This is a genomic window from Paenibacillus sp. FSL H3-0469 (assembly GCF_038051945.1).
Classification (GTDB): Bacteria; Bacillota; Bacilli; order Paenibacillales; family Paenibacillaceae; genus Paenibacillus_AQ.
On record NZ_CP150302.1, the window covers coordinates 4764450 to 4789522 of the forward strand.

A 25073-nucleotide genomic window follows, 5' to 3' on the forward strand; every position below is an offset into this window, starting at 1 on the left:
TAGGCGAATTCCATAGATTGGCGATAAAGACACTTAAGGGTGTCTTTTTTTCGTGTTGCTGGCGGCGCGTGGGCTAAATGTAATCGAAAAACCGATTACAACGGGACCGGGGGCGAGGCGTGGGCCAAATGTAATCAAAAAACCGATTACAATGGGAATGGGAGCGGCTTGTGGGCCAAATATAATCGAAAAACCGATTACAACGGGACCGGGAGCGGAGCGTGAGCCAAATGTAATCGAAAAACCGATTACAATGTGACGGCGAGCGGCGCGTAGGCCAAATGTAATCGAAAAACCGATTACAATGGGACCGGTGGCGGCGCGTAGGCCAAATGTAATCGAAAAACCGATTACAATTTGCTGACGCGATGCTGCGTGGGGTCGGATACAGCCCAAAGGGAGCGAATGTGGAGCACTACTGCACTAAAATCGGCCGGAATAGGGCGGTAAATGTGCTCCCCTAGAAGGCTGGCCGACTGGGTTAAGTTAATTAGCTGTAAAGTTAAGGGAAAAGTGGCGGAGGGGAATTTTGGAGCTGTAGGAGCGGTAGCGTCCGCCTGAAAGCTTTCCGAAGGAAAGCTCGCATCGTAAGCATCAGCTAGTCACCGGATTTCTACCGCGAACAGCGGTTCTAATCAAGAAATCTGGGGACAACAGCGGCCGGAAGTCCAAAACTTCTCTGGAGCCGCGGCTCATCCCAAAACGCAAAAATTCCTTAGCTCAATCTCTCTAAACAGATTCAATCCCAATTTATCAACATCCATATGCAATTCCTGTGATGGACAGGGTATAAGCAAGATATCGATATCGCGGCAAGAATGGGAGATGGTCAAGGCGGGGGCGGAAACGTTAAGTTAGATGAGCGGGAGGGCTGAACATACCAGGGCGGCAAGCGTATCGAAACAAATCGAGTTGTTCACCTCCGGCAACAGCATAGCAATTACGAACAGATGGGGGAGATGAGAAGATGAAGAGAGCTTGGAGAAGGCGGATGCTGCTGAGTGCCAGCTTGCTACTGACGATAGGCGGATTGGCAGGCTGCTCGGGTGGCGCGGACGGCAACAAGAATACAGAAGGAGCAGCGGCGGATGGGCCTACACCCATCTCGATCTGGGCTTCGCTGAATACGAATGTCTCGATCACGCTGAAGAATATGAGTGAGATTACGGCGATCAAGGAGTGGGAGAAGAAGACCAACATTAAGACAGAATTCCAGCATCCGGCGGTGGGGGCAGAGACAGAGCAGTTCAACGTCATGCTGGCCTCCAATAAGCTGCCGGATGTGATGTTCGTCTATGGCGATTATTCCAAGCTGTACACGGACGGCAGCATCATTAAGCTGAACGACCTGATTGACCAGTATGCGCCTAACCTGAAGAAGATTCTGGACGAGAATCCCGAGGTGGCGAAGCAGTTGAAAGCGGATAACGGAGATATCTATGCCATCCCGCATCTGCGGCTGGGCAAGTATAAGACCTTCGGCGGCATGTTCATCCGCCAGGACTGGCTGGATGAGCTGAAGCTGCCGCAGCCGGAGACGATTGCGGAGTGGGAGACGGTCCTGAAGGCCTTCAAGGAGAAAAAAGGCGTCACCGCTCCGCTCCTGTACGGCGCTCCGCCCAAGCTGACAACGATGGGTCCGGCGGCCGCGAATTTCCTGGAGGCCTACGGCATCACCAATACGATCTTCCTCAAGGACGGCAAGGTGGTGTTCGGGCCGGTGGAGCCGGAATTCAAGGAGTTCCTGACCACCTTTCACCGCTGGTATCAAGAGGGGCTGATCGATCCAGACTTCGCTACCAACGATCAGAAGACCTTTGATGCCAAGATTCTGAGCAGTCAGGCCGGGGCCTTCTTCACCTACATCGGCGGCGGCATCGGACGTTATCTGCCCGCCCTCCAGGAGAAGGAGCCGGAGGCTAACCTTACGGCCGTCCAGTTCCCTGTAGTGAACAAGGGCGATGAGCCGATGTTCACCGGCCGGTCCTGGGAGTGGAGCGGTGCCGGAGCTACGATCACCAAGAGCAACAAGCACCCGGAGGAGACCGTGAAGGCGCTGGATTATTTCTTCAGTGAAGAAGGCCATATGCTGAAGAACTTCGGCGTAGAAGGCGTGACGTACACGATGAAGGACGGGTATCCGACCTATACGGATGAGATTCTGAAGAATACGGACGGGCTGTCGGTGGTCCAGGCGATGGCGAAGCATTTCATTGCCAACTATCCGTTTGTCGGGGAGGATGACGACCGGTACAACGAGCAGTATTACCAGTACCAGCAGCAGAAGGACGCGGTAACGCTTTTTTCGAAATACAGTGACAATACGCTTAAGGTCGGTCTACCTCCGGTCAGCCTGACTAATGAGGAATCCAGCGAGTACAGCAAAATCATGAGTGACATCACCACCTACCGCGATGAAATGTTCATCAAGTTCGTCATCGGCGCTGAACCGCTGGAGAACTTCGATAAGTTCACAGCCCAGATCGGCAAGTTCAATGTGAAGCGGGCGATTGAAATTCAGCAGGCGGCGGTTGACCGCTACAATGCAAGATAAATCAGGCTGAAGGCCACCTGCGGAGCGGCAGATGAAGCTACTTGTGCCCCCGCAGGCCGGTCCTGCAAAAGAAAGGAGGGAGACTTGTGACCCGTAAGTTATCCCTGGTATGGCTGAATTACAAGCAGAACAAAGTGATCTACTGGATGGCGCTCCCCGTGGTACTGTATTTTCTGGTCTTCAAGTATCTGCCGATGTATGGCGCGGTCATCGCTTTCAAGGAGTACACCGTCGGCAAGGGCATCTGGGGCAGCGAGTGGGTGGGGCTGCAGCATTTTCAAGATTTTTTTCAGAGCTATTATTTCTGGCGGGTGCTCAAAAATACACTGATCCTCAGCTTCTACCAGCTGTTATTCGGCTTCCCGGCCCCGATCCTGCTGGCGCTGCTGCTCAATGAGCTGAGGCATGAGATGTTCAAGCGCACGGTACAGACGGTCTCTTATATCCCCCACTTCATCTCCCTGGTGGTCATTTGCGGGATGGTGGTTGATTTCTCCTCCCGTGACGGGCTGTTCAATTCGATCATCACATTCTTCGGCGGGGAGAGCAGCGCGCTGCTGAGTGAGCCGGGGAATTTCCGCACGATCTACACGGCTTCCTCCATCTGGCAGGAGCTTGGATTCTCGACCATTATTTATCTGGCTGCGCTCAGCGGAATTAATCCCGAGCTCTACGATGCGTCGATGGTGGACGGGGCCAGCCGGCTTCGCCGGGTCTGGCATATTACACTGCCGGGGATTATCCCGATGATTGTGATTCTGCTGATTCTGCGCATAGGCGGGCTGATGGAGATCGGCTTCGAGAAGGTGATCCTGCTCTATAACCCGAACGTCTACGATACAGCGGATGTCATCTCCACCTTCGTCTACCGCAAAGGGATCAGCGAAAGTGCAGAGTTCAGCTATACGACGGCTGTCGGCCTGTTCCAGTCGCTGGTCAATTTCATTCTGCTCATCGGCGCCAACCGCCTCTCCAAGGCGGTATCCGACAATAAGCTGTTCTAAGTGGAGGATGCTCATGACGATTAAACGAACGATAGGGGAAAAGCTGTTTGACAGCCTCAACGTGCTGCTCATGGTCCTGCTCATTATCATCACCTTGTATCCGCTGTGGCATGTGCTGAACGCCTCGCTCAGCGACTCCAACCGGCTGATGGCCCACAGCGGGCTGCTGCTGCTCCCGGACGGGTTCAATCTGGACAGCTACAAGCTGGTGCTCAGTAATCCGAGCATTCTCTCCGGCTACAGAAATACACTGGTGATCGTGGTGCTGGGCACGGCGCTCAATTTGCTTTTTACCATCCTGGGGGCCTATACCCTGTCCCGCAAAAGCTTCATGCTGCGCAATCCGATCATGCTGGCCATTGTGTTCACCATGTTCTTCAACGGCGGCATTATTCCGACCTACCTGCTGATCAACAATACGCTTCACCTCGGCAATAATCTGCTGGCACTGATTGTACCGGGGCTGGTCAGCAGTTATAATCTGATCATTATGCGTACAGCCTTCCAGGGAATCTCCGAGAGTCTGCTGGAATCGGCCAGAATTGACGGTGCGGGAGAGATGCGCATTCTCTGGCGGATTGTTGTACCCTTGTCGATGCCGGTCATTGCGGTCATGATTCTGTTCTATGGAGTAGGCCACTGGAACTCCTGGTTCAGCGCCATTTTGTATATCCGCGACCGTGATTTGTATCCGCTTCAATTGGTGCTGCGTGAGATTCTCATCCAGAACAGTACGGATTCGATGACCACCTCGGCCGCCATGGGCGACAAGGAAGCAATCGGAGAAAGCGTGAAGTATGCAACCGTGATAGTGGCGACGCTGCCGATTCTGTTTATATATCCGTTTCTGCAGAAGTATTTTGTGAAGGGCGTCATGATTGGCGCAATCAAGGAATAGACCAAAGCCAGGCCAGCACTGTACTCACATCATGAACAAGGAGGAGGAGCGCCATGAAAAAGAAAAGCATCCTGTTGTCCTGGGGCCTCTCTTATCTGGTCATCCTGCTCATCCCCGTTGCCATCGGGGCGGCAGTCTTTGCGGAGTCCCGCAATCTGCTGAAGGAAGAGGTGAACCGCTCCAATATGGTGCTGCTGTCCCAGGTGCAGGAGACGATCGACAGCCAGATTCAGGATATCAGCAGCATCAGCAGCCAGCTCATGGCCGATTCTCAGCTCAGCAGCTTCATTAATCATGCGTCCGAGCAGGATGCCAGGTGGCGGCTGATGGGGCTGGAGCTGATCAAGAACCTCAAATCGATCCGGATCGGGAACGGGCTTATCCGCGAGCTGTACATCTATGTGAAGTCCTCGGATGTGGCGCTGTCCTCCTCTTCGCTGGTGTCCAAGAAGCTGCTGTATGAGATTTATTATGAGGGGACCGGGGTTAGCGGGCCGGAGTGGACCAAGCTGATGGAGCAGTCAGACCAGAGCGCCTTCCGCAAAATGAAAGTCCTCAGCGAGGACCTCCGCATAGAGGAGACATTGGTCTACCTTCAGCCTTATCCGGTTCAGGTGTCGCCGGACAGCCCGGCTACCTTTGTGGTTATGCTGGACCCGGAACGGTTCCAGCAGGCGATCAACAATGTGCGGCTGGAGCCGGAGAGTATAGTATTCATCCTGGACCGTGACGGGCGTACGCTTTTCTCCACAGGAACGGTTGAAACCCCTTACACCATACATCAATATTTGCAGCAGAATAAGGACAGCGAACGGCGGACCGGCACGGCCGACTGGAATGGGGAATCGGTGACGGTCTCGCAGATCTCCTCCCAGGTGGAGGACTGGCAGTACGTCTCTGTCGTCCCGACCCGGATCTATGCCAAGAAGCTGATGGTCATCCGCAGCATCACCTTCGCCGGCGTGGCTGCGGTCCTGCTGCTGGGCGGTGTCGCCGCCTGGTGGTTCACCCGGCGGAATTACCGGCCGCTGGGCCGGATTATGAATATTATCTCCGACAAGGTCAAGGGGAAGCTGGAGCAGCCGGATGATGAGTTTGGCATCCTGCAGACGGTGCTGACCCGGGCCTGGGAGGAGCAGGACCAGTTCGCCACGCGGCTGAAGGAGCAGCAGACGATGGTGCGCAGCAGCTTCCTGGCGAGGCTGCTGAAGGGACGGGTGCAGCCGGGCGAGGAGCTTGTCGGGGAGATGGAGCGCCTAGGCCTCTCTTTGGAGAGTGATTCCTTCGCCGTGCTGCTGGTACACATAGAGAATTATGAGGGTCTGTTCCGCACAAGGGCCCCGGAGGACAAGGAGGAGAAGCGCCAGTTCGTGCATCTGATTCTAACCAATGTGCTGGAGGAGCTGCTGGGTCCGGCTGGTCCGGTCTATTCCGCCGAAATGGATGGCCGGATCGCGCTGCTGGTCAATCTCCGGGGGGATACGGCGGAGGCCATTCCGCAGCTGATCCGGGCGACTGGAGAGGCGCAGCATTTTATCCAGTCCCGCTTCCTGATTTATTTCTCTGTTGGCGTGAGCAGTGTCCACACCTCTCTGGCAGACATCTCCGCCTGTTTCCGGGAGTCGGAGGAGGCGCTGGAATACCGGCTGATTCTCGGCATCGGCCAGATTATTGACCAGGACCGCATCCGGCAGCCGAAGGAGGAGCTGTATTATCCGCTCGATCTGGAGCGCCAATTGGTCAATTATATCGCCACAGGCAACTATGCCCGCTCTACCGAGGTCATGAATGAGATTCTAATGACTAATTTTGCCGGGGAGCCCTTATCCGTTGAGCTGGCCCGCTGTCTGATGTTCGAGCTGATCGGGACCATGCTGAAGGCTACGGAGCAGCTCAAGACCGATGACCTGAAGGAGCTGACCCGGCGCAATGAGCTGATCCGGCGGCTGTTTGCCTGTGAGACCTTCGAGGAGATAGAGACGGAGCTGCTGCAGATTCTGGAGACGGTCTGCCAGATGGTGCATGAACGCAAGCGTTCCCACAACACCGAGCTGAAGGAGCAGCTCCTGGAATTCATTCATGAGAATTACAATGATGTGAATCTGGGGCTGACCCACATCTCGGAACGCTTCCGCTTCCATCCAACGTATGTCTCGAAGTACTTCAAGGAACAGACCGGCACCAACGTTATCGATTATATCAACCAGTACCGGATCGAAGAAGCCAAGCGGATTCTGGAGGCGGATGAACTGAATGTGCAGGAGGTTTCAGAGCGTGTGGGCTTCCTGAACAGCAATTCCTTCATTCGCGTGTTCAAGAAATATGAGGGGATCACTCCGGGCCAGTATAAACAGGCCAATCGGCTGATCCAGCAAGGGTAACCTATAACAAGGAGGATATTCTGACATGTGGCAACAAGCGATTGAAGACGCACTACGCGTAACGAAACGTAATATTACAAGATTCGGGGACCGGTTCCCCCATGTGAGTGCCGGGGATGAGCATTATACACTGAATGACAATACCGAGTGGACTGCGGGCTTCTGGTCCGGCATCCTCTGGCTCTGCTCTGAGTACAGTGAAGATCCGGTCTACCGCGAACAGGCGTTAAGAACCGTCCAGAGCTTCCGCCGCCGGATGGACCACAAAATTATTTTCGATCATCATGATATCGGATTCATGTACTCTTTGTCTTCCAAGGCCCACTGGATCATCGAAGGGGATGAAGGGGCCCGGCAGCTTACGCTGGAGGCGGCGGACATGCTGATGAAGCGCTGGCGCGAAGGGCCCCGCCTGATCCAGGCCTGGGGACGGGAGGGCGATGCTGTCAACGGCGGGCGGATCATTATCGACTGTCTGCTCAATCTGCCGCTGCTGCTCTGGGCGCATGAGCAGACCGGCAATGAAGATTACCGGCGGGTGGCCGAGCTTCATGCCCTGAAGTCCCGCCGCTTCCTGGTGCGCGGGGATGATTCCAGCTATCATACCTTCTTCTTCGATCCTGTGACCGGTGACGCCATCCGCGGCGGCACACATCAGGGCTACAGTGACGGCTCCACCTGGACGCGCGGTCAGGCCTGGGGCATCTATGGCTTCGCCCTGATCAGCCGTTATCTGACAAGCCCGGAGATGCTGGAGACGGCGAAGCGGCTAGGCCGCTACTTCGTGGCCCATCTGCCGGAGGATGGGGTCGCATACTGGGATTTCGACGCTCCCGTTGAACCGGGAACGAAGCGTGACAGCTCGGCCTCAGCCATTGCTGCCTGCGGGCTGCTGGAGATTGCGGCGCAGCTGGAGACGGCTGATCCGGAGCGCCTATTCTTTCAGGAGGCGGGAGAGGCAGCGGTGCGGGCACTGGCAGAGCATTATTCGACCCACGGCAGCGATCAGGCCGAGGGTCTGCTGGAGCACGGCGCGTATTCGGCCAGAGCCGGGGACTCGCCGGATGATTACACCATCTGGGGCGACTATTATTATTTGGAGGCGCTGATGCGGCTGGAACGGGCGATTTCGGGGTATTGGTATGAGCGGACCGTGCTATAGATCCCAGCTATGTGGGATGGCGGTTTCCGGGGCCCGGCCCTGATAATCGGTACATGACCTGTTGGGGTCATGTACCGATTATCATTTTCGGAGGGGATGGAATGAACAGCAGCACATCTAACACAGCCAATACAGCCAATTTAGCCAATGTAGCCAATACAGCCAGCCCGTGGCAGAAGGCAGACGGGGATCAGTATGTACAGAATATCAGCCGCAAAATCCCCGGGTACGCGCTGCAATATGACCTGATGGATACGCTGTTAACAGCGCGGCTGGATAAGCAGGACAAGCAGGACAAGCAGGACAAGCAGGACAAGCAGGACAAGCAGGACAAGCCAAGGCTGTTGGTCGTGGGAGCAGGCGGGGGACAGGAGATACTGAAGCTGGGCCTGAGCCACCCGGACTGGAGCTTCAGCGGCCTGGATACCTCGCAGAGTATGCTACAGGCTGCCAAGCAGCGGCTGGCGGCAGCGGGTCTTATTGATAGAGTGCGGCTGCATCATACAGAGATAGCCGCTTGGAGCAGTAATGCGCTGCATGATGCCGCAACCTGTATGCTGGTGTTGCATTTCTTGCAAGGGCGGGAGAGTAAGCTGACAATGCTCCGCAGCATTGCCGCGCGGCTCCGGCCGGGCGCACCGCTGTGTATTTCCGCCATCTGCGGGGTGCCGGGCACGCCTGCATGGGAGCTTCAGATGGCGGGCTGGCGGCTGCATATGCTGGGGAACGGGATCGCAGAGGATGAGTGGCAGACCTTCGAGCAATCGTTCGGAGTCACCTCCCATCCTCTCCCTGCTCAAGAGATGGAGGTTTTGCTGCTGGAGGCCGGGTTTACGGCCGTATCCAGATTCTTCGGCGCTTATCTGATTGACGGCTGGGTAGCCGTGAAGGCGTAGGAACAGCAGTTGGAATAACGCATCTTAATTCGCCGAATTTACAGGAATAACCGGAAGCAGGTGGAGAAACAACATCTATTCATGCAAATCCTCGCTGCTTTGGTTGAAATGGGATGATGTAAGTGTTGTTTATCTACCTGTTGTTATGGCAAGAGCCATCCGTTCATCAGCAAATGTAGGCAATCCACTTAATTTCTTCTGCCCGGTATCGGGCTAGATTAATCGGTAACTGCATTTTGTACAACAGAATGCTGTAAAAAAGGCTTCGAAATAGAATCTATTGTATTCCGTACAATGGAATATTGAGCAAAATCCACTTTTCACCCAAAACACAATATTCTACTGTATGAAATACAATAGAACCTCATTTAGCGGTCAGCAATGCGTATTCTATTGCAGGAAATACAATCAACTACTTGAATTGAAGAGTGGAAGTCGGCAACGGGTGCAGTATCAACCTAATAGTAGCTCGAACTTCATGCTCAATCATTGCAGTAAGGTATGAAGCTGCGTTTGCAGCGAATAATCAGAGCTAAGTGTATTTTGTGCAACTAAAAACAGTGATACCGAAGGCCTTCCCCTTGCACCTGGATAGGGCACGATCAGGCGCGGCAACCCCCAGCAAGCGATGAGCTAAAAGTAATGTTCACAGGTTTAAAGCTAATGCAGTACAATTTCATAGTTCCCGTTCCCGTTCCCGTTCCCGTTCCCGTTCCCGTTCCCGTTCCCGCCCCGTCACCCCTTCACCGCCGAGCTGGCCACTCCTTCAATAATGTATTTCTGGCCGAGCAGGAAGACGAGAATCATCGGAATGATCCCGGCGGTGGCGGCAGCCATCATGCCGTTGTAATCAACATTGTTCTCCAGGATGAAATTCTGCAGCCCGAGCGGAACGGTGAACAGGTCCTGGTCGATCAGGAAGACGAGCGCGTTCTCGTAATCGTTCCAGTGCCAGGAGAAGTCGATAATCGCCAGTGTCGCCAGCGAGGGCTTGGCCATCGGCAGGATAATCCGCGAGAAGATGCGGAAATGGCCTGCGCCGTCGATGAAGGCGGCCTCCGAGATTTCATGAGGGACGGAGAGGAAAAACTGCCGCATCATGAATACGCCGAAGATGGTGAACATGCCGGGCAGAATCAGCGCCCAGTGGGTGTTATAGATGCCGGCCCAGTCGAACATGATGAACTTGGGCACGAACAGCACCTGCGGGGGAACCATCATCATAGACAGATAAACCAGGAACATCGTGTTGCGTCCCTTGAACTCAATCCGGGCAAACCCATAGGCTGCCAATGCGGACAGGGAGACAGCGCCGATGGTACTCAGCACAGCGACCTTAAGGGAATTCAGATAATAAGGCACGAAGCTGCCCTGGCCGGACCAGACCTTGATATGATGACTCCAGTTGAAGTGGTCGGGAATCCACTGGATCGGATAGCGGAAGACCTCTGCAGGGGTTTTGAAGGAGGTGCTGATCATCCAGAGGAAGGGCACAATCATGACGATGCTGAAGAACAGCATGATTAATGTGGTGATGATTTTGATAACGGCGGCTTTATTCATATTCTCAGCTCCTTAGTAGTGAACCCAGCGTTTCTGGCCCAGCCATTGAACGACGGTGAAGATCAGAATGATCAGGAACAGGGCCCAGGAGACCGCTGACGCATAGCCCATCTCGTAATAGCGGAAGGCATTCTGATAGATGAACAGGGATAATACGGTGGTACTGTTCCCGGGACCGCCCTGCGTGATCGCCTGGATGATGCCGAACTGCTTGATCGACATGATCAGCCCGGTAATCAGCAGCAGAAAAGTAGTGGGGCTCACCAGCGGCCACAGGATGCTGCGGACCGTCTGCCAGGTGCGGGCACCGTCGATAGTGGCTGCCTCCAGCAGCTCGCCGGACACTTCCTGCAAGGCGGCGAGGTAGATAATCATGTTATAGCCGAGCATGAACCAGATCCAGATGATATCAATCGCATACATGGACGTATCCATCGTGGACAGCCAGCCGGGAGGGTTCTCAATGCCCATAGAGCGGAGAATGCCGTTGATCGGCCCGTTATTCGGGTGGAACAGCAGCATCCAGACGAAGGCTACGGCTACGCCGCTGGTAATATAGGGCATGAAGTACAAGGCGCGCAGCAGCTTTTTGAGATAGACAGAACGGTTCAGGATGACAGCCACCAGGAACGCCAGCCCAATGGATACAGGAACAGAGAGCAGGAACAGCAGCGTGTTCTTGATGGCAATATAGAAGACCTCATCCCCCAGCATCCGCCGGATATTGGCCAGCCCGATGAACTTGGTATTAGGACTCATAAACTTGTAATCTGTAAACATGAGATAGAACGAATACATAGCCGGTATGATAAAAAACAGTATCACGCCAATCATATTGGGCCCGATAAACAGATAGCCCAGCAGCTGCTGACGTCGCATCCAGGTTGCCTTCACAATAGCCCCACTCCTTTAGTCTTATAAGTACATTACAAGCATAGCAAGCGTTCCCGTGAGGGTTAAGGAACAAAACCACCCACTTCATGGCACAGAAATATACAATTACACAAGCGGCAGCAGGCACTTCGGTCTTAGTTATGTTCTATTGGCGTTCCGGCAGCAAGAAAAAAGCGGCATTCCCCGAAGGAATGCCGCTGGAGTGACACAATGCTCGTTATCCGAAAAGAAACAGGCTACAGGCTTAAGCTATCCGGCTTCTCCCGCTGTTGATGCCGGTACTGGCTGGGCGTCTGCGCGGTCAGACGCTTGAAGATCTTAATAAAGTAGTTATCGCTCACGAAGCCGACCCGGTTGCCGATCTCATAGACCGGCAGGTCGGAGCCGGTCAGGAGCCGGATCGCCTGATCTACCCGTACACGGTGCAGATAGTGGATGAGGGTGTGGCCGGTTTTCTTTTTGAACAGGGTGCTGACATAATTCTCGGCCATCATGACATACTGGGACATCGACTTCACGGTAATATCCTCAGCGTAGTGTTCATGCAGATAGTGCAGGATCTTCTGAATCTCCGGGTGGCTCGTAATCTCCTCATGGGCCGGCGGTGGCGGGGGAGACTCCTGAGGGATATCCGGTTCAACCTTGCGGTTCTTCTCCAGCTCTCCGCTGACCTTGCGCAGTGTGTCCCGGAGTGAATTGACGCTCATCGACAGCTTCAGAATATAATTGGACGCCCCGTATTCCATGGCCTGCCGCACATTCTCGAAGTCATTCATGCAGGTCAGCATGACGAAGCGGGAATCGAACCCCTCCTCACGGGTTCTGCGCAGCAGCTCGACGCCATCCATCTCCGGCATGACGATATCCGAAATCACCAGATCGGGTACATCTTCGCGGATCATCTCCAGCGCCTCTGCCCCGTTGCCCGCTTCCCCGCTGACCGTGAAGCCAAGCTCTTCCCAGGCGATAATCTCACGCACGCTTTCCCGTACGAATACCTCATCCTCCACCAGCAGTACCTTCCACATGTGTAATCCCTCCCTTAGTTATGCGCTTCAAGCCGGATGTTCGTTGCCGTAAGGTGTGGACATTAGCAGCGGCAGCGTTAAGCGGACCGTAACGCCTTCGCTGGTAGAGAGAACCTCAAGCTGTCCCTCTTCCCGGAACAACAGCCGCAGCCGCTCCTGAATGTTACTCAGTCCGATGCCCGGACGCTTGCGCGGAGCCTTGGGCCCCCCGCCCTGCTCCATGCCTACGCCGTTGTCCCGGATCTCGACAATCAGCCTGTGCTCTTCGCGGCGGACGTTCAGCTCAATGAGGCCGTGGCCGGGCAGCCTGCTGATTCCATGGATAATGGCGTTCTCGACCAGCGGCTGGAGGCTGAGCTTCGGCACCAGGGCATACAGAATGTCCTCGTCATACATGAAGGTACAGTCGAATTTGTGGGCGTAGCGGACCTGCTGAATATGGACATAGGCCTCTACAAGCTCGATTTCATCTTTGAGATGGATCAGATCCTTATCGGTATTCAGGCTGGCCTCCAGCAGCTTGCCGAGCGACAGGGTCATGTTCGTAATGTCCTCGTTATGCTCGCGGATGGCGATCCATTTGATCGTATTCAGCGTGTTCAGCAGGAAGTGGGGATTCGTCTGGGCCAGCAGCATCTGAAAATGCACCGCCTCCTTCTGCCGCTCCTCCGCCTTCAGCTTCTGGATCAGCAGGTTGGTATCGTCCAGCATCGTATTGAAGGTCCGGGTCAGCTCCAGGATCTCCCCGCTGAACTTGTGCTCCGGCAGGCGGATCTTCAGGTTCTTTTGCACCGCCGCCTTCATCTTGTTCTGCAGATGGGACAAGGGCCGCGTTATGGTCGTAGCAATCACGAAGGTCATCATCAGGAAAATGCTCGTCAGCACCAGAAACGTAAGGAAATACTGCTGCTTCAGCCCCTCGATCTCCACGAACAGCACGGACAGCGGAATCCGGTTGACGATATACCAGTCCAGCGACTCCACATAGATATAATTAATCAGGGCGTTCGAGTCCTTGTCGATGTAATACTGCTGTCCCGGCTGCCCGGCGAATCCTGCCTTCACCTTGTCAGACAAAAGGCTGCCCGGAACCGACTGGGAGATATCCTCGCCCGAGCGGGTAATCAGGAAATACTGCTGCTCCAGATCGGACTGCTTGTGAATGGAGCGCAGCCAGTACGTATAATCAATGCTGATCCGGGCCATGCCATACGGCTGGTTCCGGGCATCCTCCAGATAGGCATATAAGGAGAGGAGATAGGCGCTGGTAGAGACATCGCGCAGCACATAGTTGGTATCATTCGGCACCCAGTGATAGGAGCTGTTATTCATCTGCGCTCTGTCGAACCCCGGATTTCCCCGCAGATCCGAATAGACCAGTGAATCCTTGGGCGGATATGAGGTGTATGCGCTTTCAGATAAGTCCAGAATCATGAAGTAGACCGAAGGATTATACAGGAAGAAGCTGTTGTTCAGGTTCTTGAAAATATTCTCCATCAGCCTCTTATTCTCCAGCTCATTACGCTGTTCAGGATGGAGCAGCACAGACTTCACAGTGTCATCCTGCTTCAGGAACAGCAGCGTCTTGAAGGCAATGCTGATCTGGTCCTCCAGCGTGCGGTACATCTGCTCCAGCTGATAGTGGCTCTGCTGGCTGATTTTCTTCTGGACGAGCGTCTCAATACGCTGATAGTTATAGATATTCAATGCGCCGAACGGCAGCAGAATCAGGCACACGAACGCGGTGAACAGACGGTATTTCAACTTCTGGGGAATCAGCACACGCAGCAGCTGTGACACAGGGAAGCACCTCCAAGCCTGACTGAACCTGCCCGGTTCGGGCCGGTTGATATGCTAGATTATAGCATAATCCCTCCGCCGGATTGGCGATATTTCAAATTGCATGGTTTTGTTCCAGCGGACAGGGGAGGATGGCGGAAATGCATAGTTTTGTTCTATCCGGGCTGCTTGACAGCGGCAGAAGAAAGACGGAACGGATGGTTATCCGCCCCGTCTTGTCAAGGGACCTCTTGGAGTATACTGGGGGAGAAGATGTCAGTTTAAACGAATGATGTTGTACTTCAGCGCAAGCAGAAGGAACACGCCAGCCAGGAGAAAGCCCCCCGCCGATACTAATCCGCCTATAATGATTGTCCTGTCAAAGGGTTTGAAGCTTTTGAGCATTTCATCCCTCCTTTGCGAAGATGGTCCCTCCTCCCAGATTATAAACGATCTTCCAGTGTGCGTGGTAATTAGGGTTACCGGGCGCATGTGCCGCCTATGTTTGTGGACCGACGGACGCAGGTGCTCTTATCTGGCGAAATAATCAGCTTTATGCCGGTGGGCGGACTCAGAGGCCGCTATATCCCCCAGGTAACCGGAAATGAGGAGGCAAATGGTGATTAAGCGCATCTGAGTCCGCGTAGCCTCCAAAATAGCGCGATTCGGCCAAATAAGCGCATCCCAGTCCGCAAGCAAACTGCATTCCTCTATGGCTTCACTAACATCACTATCTTCGCTAACTCCGCTATCATCGCTAACTCCGCTATCTGCACCCGAGCCGCTACTTCTTCTGCTTCAAATACTCGTTATGCCGTGCTGCCATGGCCTGCACAGTCTGGTCGAGCGACTGTGAGCCGAGGAAATATTTCTCGTACTCCTGTGAGCGCAGGTCCATCACCTCTTGCGGCAGGCTGCGGACGTAGGTTGGCGTCTTGTTGTCGAACATCACGTACATCAGGGAGTCCAGATCGTAGGAGTCACTTTTGTCGCCGATGAGGCTCTTGAGTGCATCTTCCTGCTTGGCATCTTTGGAGGCCGGGAGTCTTCCGCCCGCTGCCATCGGGGACATGCCGCCATCGGAATACCACTTCAGGAACTCCCAGGCCGCTTCCTGCTTCTTGGACTTGGCATTAATGGAAATGTAATCGCCGAGGCCCCCGCGGGTTACGTAATCACTGGCGGATTCAGTGAGCCGGGGTACCGGAGCGAAGGCGATTTTGAAATCACGCGGGAAGTCGGTGAAGTTATTGGAGCTGCGCAGCAGCCACGCCCCGATATTGAGCATTGGCACCTCTCCGCTGAGGAAGACCTGCTCCACCGGCATCTTGGAAGTTAATTGCTCGCCGAGCGGCGGCGTGGTCTTGTCGTCCTGCATCATCCCGTTCAGCGTCTCCAGCCATTGTCTGACCAGCGGATGATCCAGATTGGAGGTGCCGTCCGGCTTGGTGTAGCCCTCCTGGGAGAGCACGGAGTCGATGGGGTCCACGAAGGGCTCCATATTTTGAATAAAACCGTACGAATTGCCGCTCTTCAGCTTCTTCGCATACTCCCGCAGCTCATTCCAGGTCCATTCCTTCGGAACCGGCAGACCGGCCTTGTCCAGGGCGTCCTTGTTCAGGGCGATGAAAAACGGGCTTTTGGTCGTCGGAACGCCGTAGAATTTGCCGTCAATTTTCCAGCTCGCGGTGTCTGCGCCCATCTTCTCTTCAATGTTGTAATCGGAGAAGCCGCTGAGGTCCAGGGCCAGCCCTGATTCCACCCGCTTGGCGGCATGGGAGATCGTATAGTTCACAAACAAATCCACATCCTGGCCGGTAATCATCGCCGTGTCCAGCTTCAGATTGCCGTCATCATCATTAACATAGCGTACATATTCCACCTGAATATCGGGGTGCTCCTTGTTCCAGTTGTCCACCACCTGCTGCGGACCGGATTCCGGCGGGACACCGCCCCACATTTTGAGCGTAACCGCTGTATTCTTACCTGTAGCAGAGCTTCCATTGTCCGCTGAAGATGAATTGCTGCTGTTCCCGCAGCCTGCGGCCAGGCCCATGATCAGAACGAGTGAAGTGATTCCGGCAATAACACGGCTCTTGTTCAAAAGCGACAACCTCCCTGTGTGTACTGTATAAGCTTGCAACTCAAGAATAGCAGATGGCCGGAAGCGTCAGAAGGAACAAAAAACAGGAGAATATGGAACATAACTTTACATTCTCTCCCCGGATTAGGGCAAGGGCGGCGATAGTGCAGGGAAACGTTCTATTCCGGGGCAGCCGTTACAGAGCTTCAAGCCCATTGTGTAAAAACACAATCATGTCAGATCATGTTTTTCTTTTTACCCAAAATGCAACTGAAGATCTTATGTTATGATTCTTCACATAAGAGAACCCTAACCTGACAGGAGCGATGAAAGATGATTATTGGCGTACCGAAAGAAATCAAAAACAACGAAAATCGTGTAGCGATTACCCCAGCCGGTGTGGTAAGTCTAAGCGCAGAAGGACATAAGGTGCTTGTTGAAGCCGGAGCGGGTGCGGGCAGCGGGTTCCTGGACGAAGAGTATGCCGCAGCGGGTGCAGAATTGGTTGCAGAAGCTGCCGCAGTGTGGGCTGCCGCTGAAATGGTCATGAAGGTGAAAGAACCGCTGAGCAGTGAATACGGCTACTTCCGCCCGGGGCTTATCCTCTTCACTTATCTGCATCTGGCTCCAGAGCCGACTCTTGCTGCCGCCCTCAAAGACAAAGGCGTATTCGCTATCGGCTATGAGACTGTAGTGGATGGACGTACCTTGCCGCTGCTCACCCCGATGAGCGAGGTGGCCGGACGCATGGCTGTACAGCTAGGTGCACAATTCCTGCAAAAGAACTACGGCGGACAGGGCATCCTGCTCTCCGGGGTTCCCGGCGTAAGCCGCGGCAAGGTCAGCATCATCGGCGGCGGAGTGGTCGGTACCAATGCCGCTAAGATGGCCATCGGCCTCGGCGCTGAGGTGACCATTATCGATTTGAGCGCAGACCGGCTCCGCCAGCTCGACGATATTTTCGGTGCCCAGATCAGTACCCTGATCTCCAATCCGTACAACATCGCTAAGGCCGTTGCTGAAGCGGATCTGCTGGTAGGGGCAGTGCTGATTCCAGGCGCGAAGGCGCCTAAGCTCGTAACGGAAGCGATGGTGCAGACGATGAAGCCGGGCTCCGTCATTGTCGATGTGGCGATTGACCAGGGCGGGATTGTGGAGACGATTGACCGGGTGACCACGCACGACAACCCTGTATTCGAGAAGCATGGGGTCCTGCACTATTCGGTCGCCAATATGCCGGGCGCAGTCGCCAAAACCTCCACCATCGCCCTAACTAACGTCACCGTTCCATACGCCCTGCAAATTGCCAACAAAGGCGTATTCCAGGCCATCGAAGACAATGCCGGTCTGAAGAGCGGCGTCAACGTAGCCAACGGCAAAATCACCTGCCAGGCCGTAGCCGAAGCGCTTGGGGAAGAGTACTTCACGGTTGAAGCTGCTGTAGAGCAGGAGTTCACGCTGATTTAACCTGCGTAAGGTAGAGTCGGGTAGAGTAGAGGAGTATCGCAATAGACAAATCAGGGAATAGAAAAGTAGACAGGAAAGAGTACGTCTATGCCTATTGCAGTCCGGTGAGTGATCACCGGGCTTTTTTTGTGGTGAGCGGGCCGGATGTAGTCGAAAAACCGATTACAATGGGCACGTCGAGGGTGCGAGGGCAGGTGTGCCAAATACAACATCCATGTAAGCTATCGCTGCACACTATTTTGCTTTTGACGCAAATTCTTCATTGGATGTCAGGTTTCCTCCACATTTCTTGCATCTGCCTATAGGCAACTGCTAGGCGCTGTAATATAATGTAATCACTTATATAAGCTTCGGCTATTCTTTGGGGTTGGGGTGGGAGCATTGACAGAAGCAGAGCCATCATTTGACCGTTTTTTTGACAGTATGGAATCCTTGGCGGATACCCTCAGTGAATCGCTTCAGGCTCAGGTTACGATTGAGGACAGCAATCATCATGTGATCGGCTACAGCTCCCATCAGTTTGAGAGCGATCCGGCGCGAATCTCGACCATTATCGGCAAAAGAGTACCGAGTACCGTGATCATTGGCCTCCGCAAAAAAGGTGTGATGCACAATCTGGAGAATACCGCCCATCCCATCCGCATCCCCGCCGTGATGGAGGTCGGTCTGGGTCCCAGACTTGCCATGTGCATCCGGCACCAGCAGGAGATTCTCGGCTATATCTGGGTAGTGGACGGCGGGAATCTTTCCGAAGGTCATGCAGAGCGTATCGTGGAGAAGGCTGCCGGGATTGCCGGACGTTATCTGCTGAAGCAGCGCGGCTGGAAGACGAAGCAGGAGAAGACGTTCGAGGATTTCTTTTGGAAGCTGCTGACCTCACATTATGAGAGTGAGCCGCGAATTCGGCAGGAGGCAGAGGCTGGGGCGATTCTGCTGCCGGAGCGATATTATATCGGGGTGCTGGAGAGCAGCAGGCCGGTGGATGAGCATTTTTTGCAGAGATTCCGCAGGGTGATGGATGCCTATACCGGGCAGCGGCTGCTCTTTCAGACCGCCGAGCAGAACCGGCTGATTATTCTGTTCTCCTTTATGTTTCCGGTGGAAGGGACGGGGCGTCTGTCTTCGTTCCTGCACAAGCTGCTAGGGGAGCTGGGTCAGAGCGAAGGCGGCAGGCTTACGGCAGGCTGCAGTCCTGAATACCGCGAATATACCTCGGCCGCCGAAGCGTACCGTGAAGCGCAGCAGATTCTGGAGTTGAAAAAGCTGCTGCCTTATCACACCCGTGAGCTGCTGCTCTATGAAGAAATCGGGTTCTGGACGTACCTTCCGGCTATTCTGGAACAGAAACGGAGCCGCCCCCGCCGGAGCCTGCTGCTCTATCCGCTGAAGGAGCATGACCGTGAGCATAAGAGCGATTTTCTGAAGACCGTCGCTGTATATCTGTCGCTGAACGGAAATCTGAAGGAGTCGGCTGCTTTTCTGCATATTCATACCAATACCTTAATGTACCGCCTGAACCGGATCGCCGAGATTACAGGCCGGAGCCTCAAGGAGACGGATTACCGCACCTCCATTTACCTGGATCTTCTGACCGAAGAGACCGCGCAGGTGAACCTGTGGTTCCAGGAGGCTGCCGGTTCCAGAGCGTAGCTAATGTTTGCGGGCAATCCGAAACGCATTGGTAGCCTGTTCAAAGCCGATTTGAGGATAGAACGTTAAAGCCTCCTCAGAAGACAAAAGCACGATGGATACTTGATCTCCTAAGGTCTGCTGAAGGCGTTCTACCAGGTCCTTACCTATATTTTTCTTCTGATACTCTTTGATAACCGCCAAGTCTGAGAGGTAACAGCAGTAACAATAGTCCGTAATGGCCCGTGCTACTCCGACTACCCGGCCGCCATCCCAGCAGCTAATTAGGATATCGGCCTGATCAATCATTTTTCCCATACGGTCTAAATCATGGTGAGGTCGTTTGAGTCCTGATAATCTAAACACCTCGGCCATTTGTTCAGGCAGCAATTTCTCGTTGACCTTAAATTCTAATGCCATAATGACGCTCCTTTTACATTCATTTTTATTATTCTAAACTATACATGAGCAAGATTGGATGAAGAATACTCTTGCATCGTCTATGATTAAGAATATAAAGAGCCTACCTTTCTAATGGGTGGGTTCTTTATGTTGAAAGGACTTTCTTGACCCGGAGGAAGCGAGGGCCTGATACAGGAAACGTTGACATAAATTTAACTTTATACGTAAATAATGTTATTATTACGTCATTCCTCTAACAGTTCGCTCTGATATAATTTCTGCTAGGTAAGGGAAAGGAGATTAGAATATTGAAAAAAGAGCTAGGATTATTGATGTTATTGAGTGCCATTTTGCTTTCAGGATGTGGATCAGATAAGCCTGCAACAGTTACACAAGGTGCAGACGATTCTCCCAGTAAACAAGTAACAACACAGCGAAATAGTGATTACTGTACTACAGAGAGTACAAGTTTGGATAGCGAAACTGAAAATTATTTCTATGGAACTTGGAAAGTTGAAAAGCTTTTAGGATTTGCAAATTCATATAATGATGCTTCTGAATATCCAACAGGGCAGAAGTTTATCGGAGATGAACTCATCATCAAAAAAGACTTATTTTCATCAAAAGGAATTAAAGACTACAGTCAATATCAAACTGAACTAAGAAACCCATTATATGAAATTACAGCGACATGCAATAATAAAGATTCTTTTTATAGATCATTTAAAATAGATATTCCAGACTTAAATGAAAATGATGTGGTAAAAGCAATAGATGTAAGTAACCCTTCTACAAAAATGAGTATACCTGTAAGTTTAAGCTTTTTTGTTGTTAATAACGAGAGGCTTATCTTGATATCAGAGGCTACTATTTTTGAGCTTAAGAAGCTCTCGGATACAGTGGATTAAGGTTATGTATAGGTTCTGCGCTGCGCCGAGGAATCCTATAAAATTCTGAAAATGCAAGAAGGTCAGCCTAAAGGCTGACCTTCTTGTTATGTTACAACATGATTGATACTAAAGTGAGTACACTGGATATTTGTGAGTATAAGGCTGCCCGGAACAAAACAAAGTTGCTTCTTCATTTCTTCGTCTCGTTAAGCTTGTGTCATATGAAAATGCTTTGCTGACCAGTCTCGAACAATTATCTTTTTCTACCTCTGAACGAGGGCCTTGAAAGGACGAATATATCAACTTGTATGCAAGCAGATTTTTTACATCAGTGGTTTCAAGCACTTTAGGACCTCCATTAAAAGTCAGCGAAACAAGTGCATCAAACTGAGATTGTGACAAAGACATACCAGCAGGAAGTGTCAACCGATTTACTCTTCCTACAGCTTCTGCGGTATCATTGTTAAAAAATGTATTTGCCTGAGTCTGAGAAATTGGAGAAGTATAATTTAGTCCCAAAGAAGTTGATAGAGCATTAGCTTCTGCTTGGGTTAGAAGAGAATCATTTGGATTACCTGTTGTGTTTTTCTTATATGTTTTGCTCGATGTTATAAGATGTCCCCATCCAACTGTTGGATACCCCTTGGGGTCTCCATAGAATTTTAAAGAAAATCCCTCATGCGATTTAATAAGGGCTGCACCACTAGAACCTAAAGATGCCATAATGATCACTCCTTGAATTAGTTTTGGTAGAAGAACAATAGGGAGGAATCAAAGCCAGAGCACCATTCCCAAGTATTCTGCAATGCCGTATTGTCTTCACATTATATAAAGAGAAATGAGTCTCTTTATTTACAACCACGCTCCTAATTTTATTTCAATTCACTAATATCAAAAGTTTGTATAACCTCAATCATTTTGACATAGAGTTCCTGTTTTAAATCATCACGATAATCGGCGGGCACTTGCCGCAAGGAGGCTTTGATTTTTGGGGTGAAAGACTCCAGGATGTGCAATGTCGCCCCCGAATCCTTGTCTCGTTGTGCTTGTACTAATAATTGAGAAAACATGCAATCACTTCTTTACATTTTTTTGTATTTCATTTTTCAGACTATTAATAGCTTCACTTAAATCAGATATTTTCTTTTCGAAACGGATTAGCAAATACAGGGTTATTCCAATAGGGAAGCCTAAATTAGCAACTAGTGTGGCAATATCAATCTCGGGCATGCTTATCATCCCTCCGTTAGTAACCGGCGCAATTTTTCTAAAGCTTTTAATCGGTGTTTGGAGATATTTTGTTGGGTGTAACCTAATTTTTTGGCTATTTCCTCGTCCTTAAGGTTGTGGACATAGGCTAGTGATAGAATCTCTTGTTGTCGGGATGAAAGGGTCTCATAAGCTTGAAAAAGTGCATAGTCTGTGATGTGATCTCTGAGATTTGCATGTATAACATCTGGATCATAAATAGTTAATAGGACAGATTCCATATTGTCATCGTTGTCTAGTGTTAGAGGAAACCGAGTGTCCTTCATTCTTCTTTTTTTGTCATAATTAATAGAGTTGTAATAAATAAGATTGGCCATGTACGAAATAAAACGGCGATTTAAACTATCATCCGGTTTCATTGTCTGCCCCTCCTTTTGAAGAGTTCCTTCCTACACTATAAAGAGAGATTAGATTCCTTTTTTACAACCATTTCCCAAATAATAAGAACAAATGTTCCTATATTTTATCACTCTAAATACTAGAGTCAATGTAAATTCCCTTTTGCGAACCACGGCAAAAAAATTTATCGTTCTGGTTGTAATCCATCTGTGTAATTTACCTTATATAGTGAGGGCATCTGTTTTGAGCCTATCTGCTAACTAGAGGAGTGAGATAGAAATGAAGAATGTACTATATGTACCGCTGGATGATCGGCCTGTGAATCTGGATGATGTGATTGTGCAGGGGAAGTCGGCGGGGATTCATGTGATCACACCGGATGTAACAGACCTTAAGAACCGCTTGGATTCGCAAAAGACAGCATCGGGCACAACCCTGCTGACCACAGGTTCACCGGCTTATGGAGACACAGCCAAGATCCGGCAATTTATTCGGGATCATGCGGCTTCAGTGGATGGCTTCATCCTGTCGGCGGACATGCTGGCCTATGGGGGGCTGATTGGCAGCCGCCGTCTGCGTACGGATGCAGGGGGTGCTTATCCCGCTTATGATGCAGCAATTACAGACTTGCTGGACGTCATCCGTGAAGTGAAGCAAGCCTGCCCGGACAAGCCGATGTATGTAATGGACACGATTATGAGGCTGGCGACCACCTCGTTTGCGGGAGGACTGGACCTCGCGGCTTATACGGAATCCCGTAATTTCATGCTTCAGCCGCGCAGAAGCTTCACGCAGTTCGACGATATTCTCAGCGGATATAACCTGTCCCCGACCGGGGACTATGGGAGTACGGCTACTTTTGATAAAGAGCAGTATTACAATACCAGAGCGCATAAGTTCAAGACGAACCGCTATATTCTGGAGGTGCTGGCGCAGGAAGGCTCTATTGATTTCCTTGCAGTCGGTGTGGATGACGCCAACACTCAGGGCGTACAGATTAACGAGATTCACTATATGGAAGCAGGCATTAATGAATGGCTGGGCGGGACCCAGGGTCAAAATCCGCACCGGGCCGTCATTCTCCCGGATGCAGACGGACTGGGGCAGTCCCTACTGGCGCGGATGGCGAATCAGCTCTACCGGAATGGGGCAACGACCAGATATACTGTTGAATATTTCGGACCGCATGGCTCTACCCTCACGAGTCCGTATGAATATATGGATGTGCACCAGAACATCCTGCGCCATCTGGATATTGTGAGGGGAGAGGCGGTAGGCGATGCCAGGGAGGTGGAGATTATCGCAATTACCGCTGCGGATCAGGCACTGGCTGCGGTTAACCGCATCGAAGATAACTATTCCCGCCTTATCCCGTCGGTAGTGATTGACTGTGTCGGCGCGGGTGCAGCAGCTGCAAGTATCACTGAGACTCTGCTGGGCAGCAGGCATACTGGCGCGCTATTAGGATATAGCGGCTGGAACACGCCGGGGAACAAAATCGGCCTCGCACTGGGCATGGCCCAGGCCCGGTATGTTTATGTCGTTACAGAGACCGATGCGGCTGCGCTGGATCTTGCGGTTAACGCTCACGGCTCACTGCTGTTCAAGCGCTTCCTGAAGGACTATTTCTACAAAAGACTGGCGATTGGTGAAATCCGGACGTACTCCAGAGCCCATTCGCTCTATGAGAATGTTGCAACATTTACAGATCAGAATATGTTGTTGTTCAACAGCCCGGAGGACTACGCTCATCTTCAGGCTCTGCTGAGAGAACGGATGCAGACACACACAGCCACGCTTGCCGGGACGGAGGCCTTCCTGATCGGGAGTGCTGAACCGGCGTGCAGTATCCGGCAGATTAACGGGGGGAACTGGGTCTTCTCGGAATATGCCAGCGCTGTCCTTCCGTACGATAACCCCGATTATCTGTGGGGCCGCGCCTTTGAAATTACTTTGAATCCTCATGTCACGTTAGAATCATAGGTGTTTCTGATCGGCAGCTCTCCGTGGATAGATTACGGGGGGCTGTTTACGCACCAATAGGAGGCCCGACACGTACAATAACCTATATTTCATGGCAAGGAGACGAAAGGGGGAAGCAGAATGGGGTATGGATACGCGGCTCCGGCAGATCCGGCATTTGAGAGCAGAATGCGGGGGGAGATTATTGCGGCAGCCCGGGCAATGAATGTTGGAGGGACAGATTTCTCGACCTTCGAGAATTCCCGTTGCAATCCGAGGTACTGGACCCGTACAGGAGGCGGTGGATTTGAGCTGAATTCAAATGTCACGCCTTCGGCGGCGATTAATGATATTTTTCTCAATGGACAGCTGTATGCCTTCGAATGTGCTATGGCGATGGTGATGATTCTCTATAAAGCGACCATCAACATGATCGGGGAGGCGGCCTTCAACCGTAATTTCACCGGCCTCTACCTGTGGGACTGGAACTATGACAGCAATCTGAAGCTGATTACCACGTTCAACAGGAATGAACTGCAGCCGGGCGATGTGGTCTATTTCAAGAATCCCGACCATGATCCGGCTAAGCCGGAATGGCAGGGGGAGAACGCGATTATGTTGTCCAGGGACAGTTACTACGGACACGGGCTCGGGATCAAGAATGCCACTCAGATGATAACCTCGCTCAACAGGGAGCGGGTGCCGGGCAGCCGGACCTCGGCTTATCTGGCGGATGAGGGGCTTCACCCGGACTTTGCCTATATTGCTTCTCTCGGCAACGCACGCCTGAGCCCGCCAGTCTCCGCCAAAGTGAATGCAAAAACCGCCATCTACTCTAGAATAGGTACGAAATCCTATATTATCCGCTAGCGC

General features: G+C 52.2%; 21 protein-coding genes. 11 read left to right on the forward strand and 10 right to left on the reverse strand.

The window, feature by feature from the left end; translation table 11 throughout:
• Positions 1-967: 967 nt before the first annotated feature.
• The 6 genes from NSS83_RS21065 to NSS83_RS21090 all read left to right on the forward strand — a co-directional run bounded on the left by NSS83_RS21065 (position 968) and on the right by NSS83_RS21090 (position 8895).
• Entirely contained in the window at positions 968-2554 is a 1587-nt protein-coding gene (locus NSS83_RS21065; RefSeq protein WP_341346402.1) for an extracellular solute-binding protein, read from the forward strand.
• Between the two features lie 86 nt (positions 2555-2640).
• Positions 2641-3558 carry an ABC transporter permease subunit gene (locus NSS83_RS21070; protein ID WP_341183018.1) on the forward strand — a complete coding sequence of 306 codons (918 nt, stop codon included), beginning with the start codon at positions 2641-2643 and terminating at the stop codon, positions 3556-3558.
• A gap of 13 nt (positions 3559-3571) precedes the next feature.
• A complete protein-coding gene (locus tag NSS83_RS21075) occupies positions 3572-4456 on the forward strand; it encodes a carbohydrate ABC transporter permease (RefSeq protein WP_341183017.1) in 885 nt (294 codons plus the stop codon).
• Positions 4457-4509: 53 nt separating this feature from the next.
• Complete coding sequence (locus NSS83_RS21080; RefSeq protein ID WP_341346403.1) at positions 4510-6837, forward strand: helix-turn-helix domain-containing protein; 2328 nt, start codon at positions 4510-4512, stop codon at positions 6835-6837.
• Positions 6838-6862: 25 nt separating this feature from the next.
• Entirely contained in the window at positions 6863-7999 is a 1137-nt protein-coding gene (locus tag NSS83_RS21085; RefSeq protein WP_341346404.1) for a glycoside hydrolase family 88 protein, read from the forward strand.
• Between the two features lie 101 nt (positions 8000-8100).
• Positions 8101-8895: a methyltransferase gene (locus tag NSS83_RS21090; protein ID WP_341346405.1), complete on the forward strand. Its 795-nt coding sequence runs from the start codon at positions 8101-8103 to the stop codon at positions 8893-8895.
• A 735-nt stretch (positions 8896-9630) separates the two neighbouring features.
• Here NSS83_RS21090 and NSS83_RS21095 read toward each other — a convergent pair.
• The 5 genes from NSS83_RS21095 to NSS83_RS21115 all read right to left on the reverse strand — a co-directional run bounded on the left by NSS83_RS21095 (position 9631) and on the right by NSS83_RS21115 (position 16263).
• Positions 9631-10458, reverse strand: a complete 828-nt coding sequence (locus tag NSS83_RS21095; RefSeq protein ID WP_341346406.1) for a carbohydrate ABC transporter permease — start codon at positions 10456-10458, stop codon at positions 9631-9633.
• 12 nt (positions 10459-10470) lie between these two features.
• Positions 10471-11352: a sugar ABC transporter permease gene (locus NSS83_RS21100; RefSeq protein WP_341183012.1), complete on the reverse strand. Its 882-nt coding sequence runs from the start codon at positions 11350-11352 to the stop codon at positions 10471-10473.
• 236 nt (positions 11353-11588) lie between these two features.
• Complete coding sequence (locus NSS83_RS21105; protein WP_341183011.1) at positions 11589-12380, reverse strand: response regulator; 792 nt, start codon at positions 12378-12380, stop codon at positions 11589-11591.
• Positions 12381-12407: 27 nt separating this feature from the next.
• Positions 12408-14180, reverse strand: a complete 1773-nt coding sequence (locus NSS83_RS21110) for a histidine kinase (RefSeq protein WP_341183010.1) — start codon at positions 14178-14180, stop codon at positions 12408-12410.
• A 763-nt stretch (positions 14181-14943) separates the two neighbouring features.
• Complete coding sequence (locus tag NSS83_RS21115; protein ID WP_341183009.1) at positions 14944-16263, reverse strand: extracellular solute-binding protein; 1320 nt, start codon at positions 16261-16263, stop codon at positions 14944-14946.
• 312 nt (positions 16264-16575) lie between these two features.
• Here NSS83_RS21115 and ald point away from each other — a divergent pair, with 312 nt between their 5' ends.
• Both ald and NSS83_RS21125 read left to right on the forward strand, forming a co-directional pair.
• Positions 16576-17709 (forward strand): alanine dehydrogenase, encoded by a 1134-nt coding sequence (ald, locus tag NSS83_RS21120; protein ID WP_341346407.1) that lies wholly within the window; start codon positions 16576-16578, stop codon positions 17707-17709.
• A gap of 381 nt (positions 17710-18090) precedes the next feature.
• The gene (locus NSS83_RS21125; protein ID WP_341346408.1) at positions 18091-19359 is read left to right on the forward strand and encodes a helix-turn-helix domain-containing protein; all 1269 of its coding nucleotides are present in this window, start codon (positions 18091-18093) and stop codon (positions 19357-19359) included.
• On the opposite strand, the gene NSS83_RS21130 is transcribed toward NSS83_RS21125, so the two are convergent.
• Entirely contained in the window at positions 19360-19758 is a 399-nt protein-coding gene (locus NSS83_RS21130) for a GNAT family N-acetyltransferase (protein WP_341346409.1), read from the reverse strand. It lies immediately after the preceding gene.
• A gap of 290 nt (positions 19759-20048) precedes the next feature.
• On the opposite strand from NSS83_RS21130, the gene NSS83_RS21135 reads away from it, so the two are divergent.
• Entirely contained in the window at positions 20049-20648 is a 600-nt protein-coding gene (locus NSS83_RS21135; protein WP_341346410.1) for a hypothetical protein, read from the forward strand.
• A 108-nt stretch (positions 20649-20756) separates the two neighbouring features.
• Here NSS83_RS21135 and NSS83_RS21140 read toward each other — a convergent pair whose 3' ends face one another.
• The 4 genes from NSS83_RS21140 to NSS83_RS21155 all read right to left on the reverse strand — a co-directional run bounded on the left by NSS83_RS21140 (position 20757) and on the right by NSS83_RS21155 (position 22258).
• The gene (locus NSS83_RS21140; RefSeq protein ID WP_341183004.1) at positions 20757-21353 is read right to left on the reverse strand and encodes a lysozyme; all 597 of its coding nucleotides are present in this window, start codon (positions 21351-21353) and stop codon (positions 20757-20759) included.
• A 149-nt stretch (positions 21354-21502) separates the two neighbouring features.
• Positions 21503-21700, reverse strand: a complete 198-nt coding sequence (locus NSS83_RS21145) for a helix-turn-helix domain-containing protein (protein ID WP_076155698.1) — start codon at positions 21698-21700, stop codon at positions 21503-21505.
• A gap of 4 nt (positions 21701-21704) precedes the next feature.
• Positions 21705-21860 carry a YvrJ family protein gene (locus NSS83_RS21150; RefSeq protein WP_076155695.1) on the reverse strand — a complete coding sequence of 52 codons (156 nt, stop codon included), beginning with the start codon at positions 21858-21860 and terminating at the stop codon, positions 21705-21707.
• Between the two features lie 5 nt (positions 21861-21865).
• Positions 21866-22258: a sigma-70 family RNA polymerase sigma factor gene (locus tag NSS83_RS21155; protein ID WP_341183003.1), complete on the reverse strand. Its 393-nt coding sequence runs from the start codon at positions 22256-22258 to the stop codon at positions 21866-21868.
• Positions 22259-22517: 259 nt separating this feature from the next.
• Here NSS83_RS21155 and NSS83_RS21160 point away from each other — a divergent pair, with 259 nt between their 5' ends.
• Together NSS83_RS21160 and NSS83_RS21165 are read left to right on the forward strand one after the other, a co-directional pair.
• Complete coding sequence (locus tag NSS83_RS21160; RefSeq protein ID WP_341183002.1) at positions 22518-24221, forward strand: DUF4127 family protein; 1704 nt, start codon at positions 22518-22520, stop codon at positions 24219-24221.
• Positions 24222-24341: 120 nt separating this feature from the next.
• Complete coding sequence (locus NSS83_RS21165; protein WP_341183001.1) at positions 24342-25070, forward strand: protein-glutamine gamma-glutamyltransferase; 729 nt, start codon at positions 24342-24344, stop codon at positions 25068-25070.
• The last annotated feature ends 3 nt before the right edge of the window (positions 25071-25073 follow it).

Coding starts and splice junctions, on each gene's coding strand:
- NSS83_RS21065 (WP_341346402.1), top strand. CDS start 968: ATGAAGAGAGCTTGGAGAAGGCGGATGCTGCTGAGTGCCAGCTTGCTA.
- NSS83_RS21075 (WP_341183017.1), top strand. CDS start 3,572: ATGACGATTAAACGAACGATAGGGGAAAAGCTGTTTGACAGCCTCAAC.
- NSS83_RS21080 (WP_341346403.1), top strand. CDS start 4,510: ATGAAAAAGAAAAGCATCCTGTTGTCCTGGGGCCTCTCTTATCTGGTC.
- NSS83_RS21085 (WP_341346404.1), top strand. CDS start 6,863: ATGTGGCAACAAGCGATTGAAGACGCACTACGCGTAACGAAACGTAAT.
- NSS83_RS21090 (WP_341346405.1), top strand. CDS start 8,101: ATGAACAGCAGCACATCTAACACAGCCAATACAGCCAATTTAGCCAAT.
- NSS83_RS21095 (WP_341346406.1), bottom strand. CDS start 10,458: ATGAATAAAGCCGCCGTTATCAAAATCATCACCACATTAATCATGCTG.
- NSS83_RS21105 (WP_341183011.1), bottom strand. CDS start 12,380: ATGTGGAAGGTACTGCTGGTGGAGGATGAGGTATTCGTACGGGAAAGC.
- ald (WP_341346407.1), top strand. CDS start 16,576: ATGATTATTGGCGTACCGAAAGAAATCAAAAACAACGAAAATCGTGTA.
- NSS83_RS21130 (WP_341346409.1), bottom strand. CDS start 19,758: ATGGCATTAGAATTTAAGGTCAACGAGAAATTGCTGCCTGAACAAATG.
- NSS83_RS21140 (WP_341183004.1), bottom strand. CDS start 21,353: ATGGCATCTTTAGGTTCTAGTGGTGCAGCCCTTATTAAATCGCATGAG.
- NSS83_RS21145 (WP_076155698.1), bottom strand. CDS start 21,700: ATGTTTTCTCAATTATTAGTACAAGCACAACGAGACAAGGATTCGGGG.
- NSS83_RS21150 (WP_076155695.1), bottom strand. CDS start 21,860: ATGCCCGAGATTGATATTGCCACACTAGTTGCTAATTTAGGCTTCCCT.
- NSS83_RS21155 (WP_341183003.1), bottom strand. CDS start 22,258: ATGAAACCGGATGATAGTTTAAATCGCCGTTTTATTTCGTACATGGCC.
- NSS83_RS21160 (WP_341183002.1), top strand. CDS start 22,518: ATGAAGAATGTACTATATGTACCGCTGGATGATCGGCCTGTGAATCTG.
- NSS83_RS21165 (WP_341183001.1), top strand. CDS start 24,342: ATGGGGTATGGATACGCGGCTCCGGCAGATCCGGCATTTGAGAGCAGA.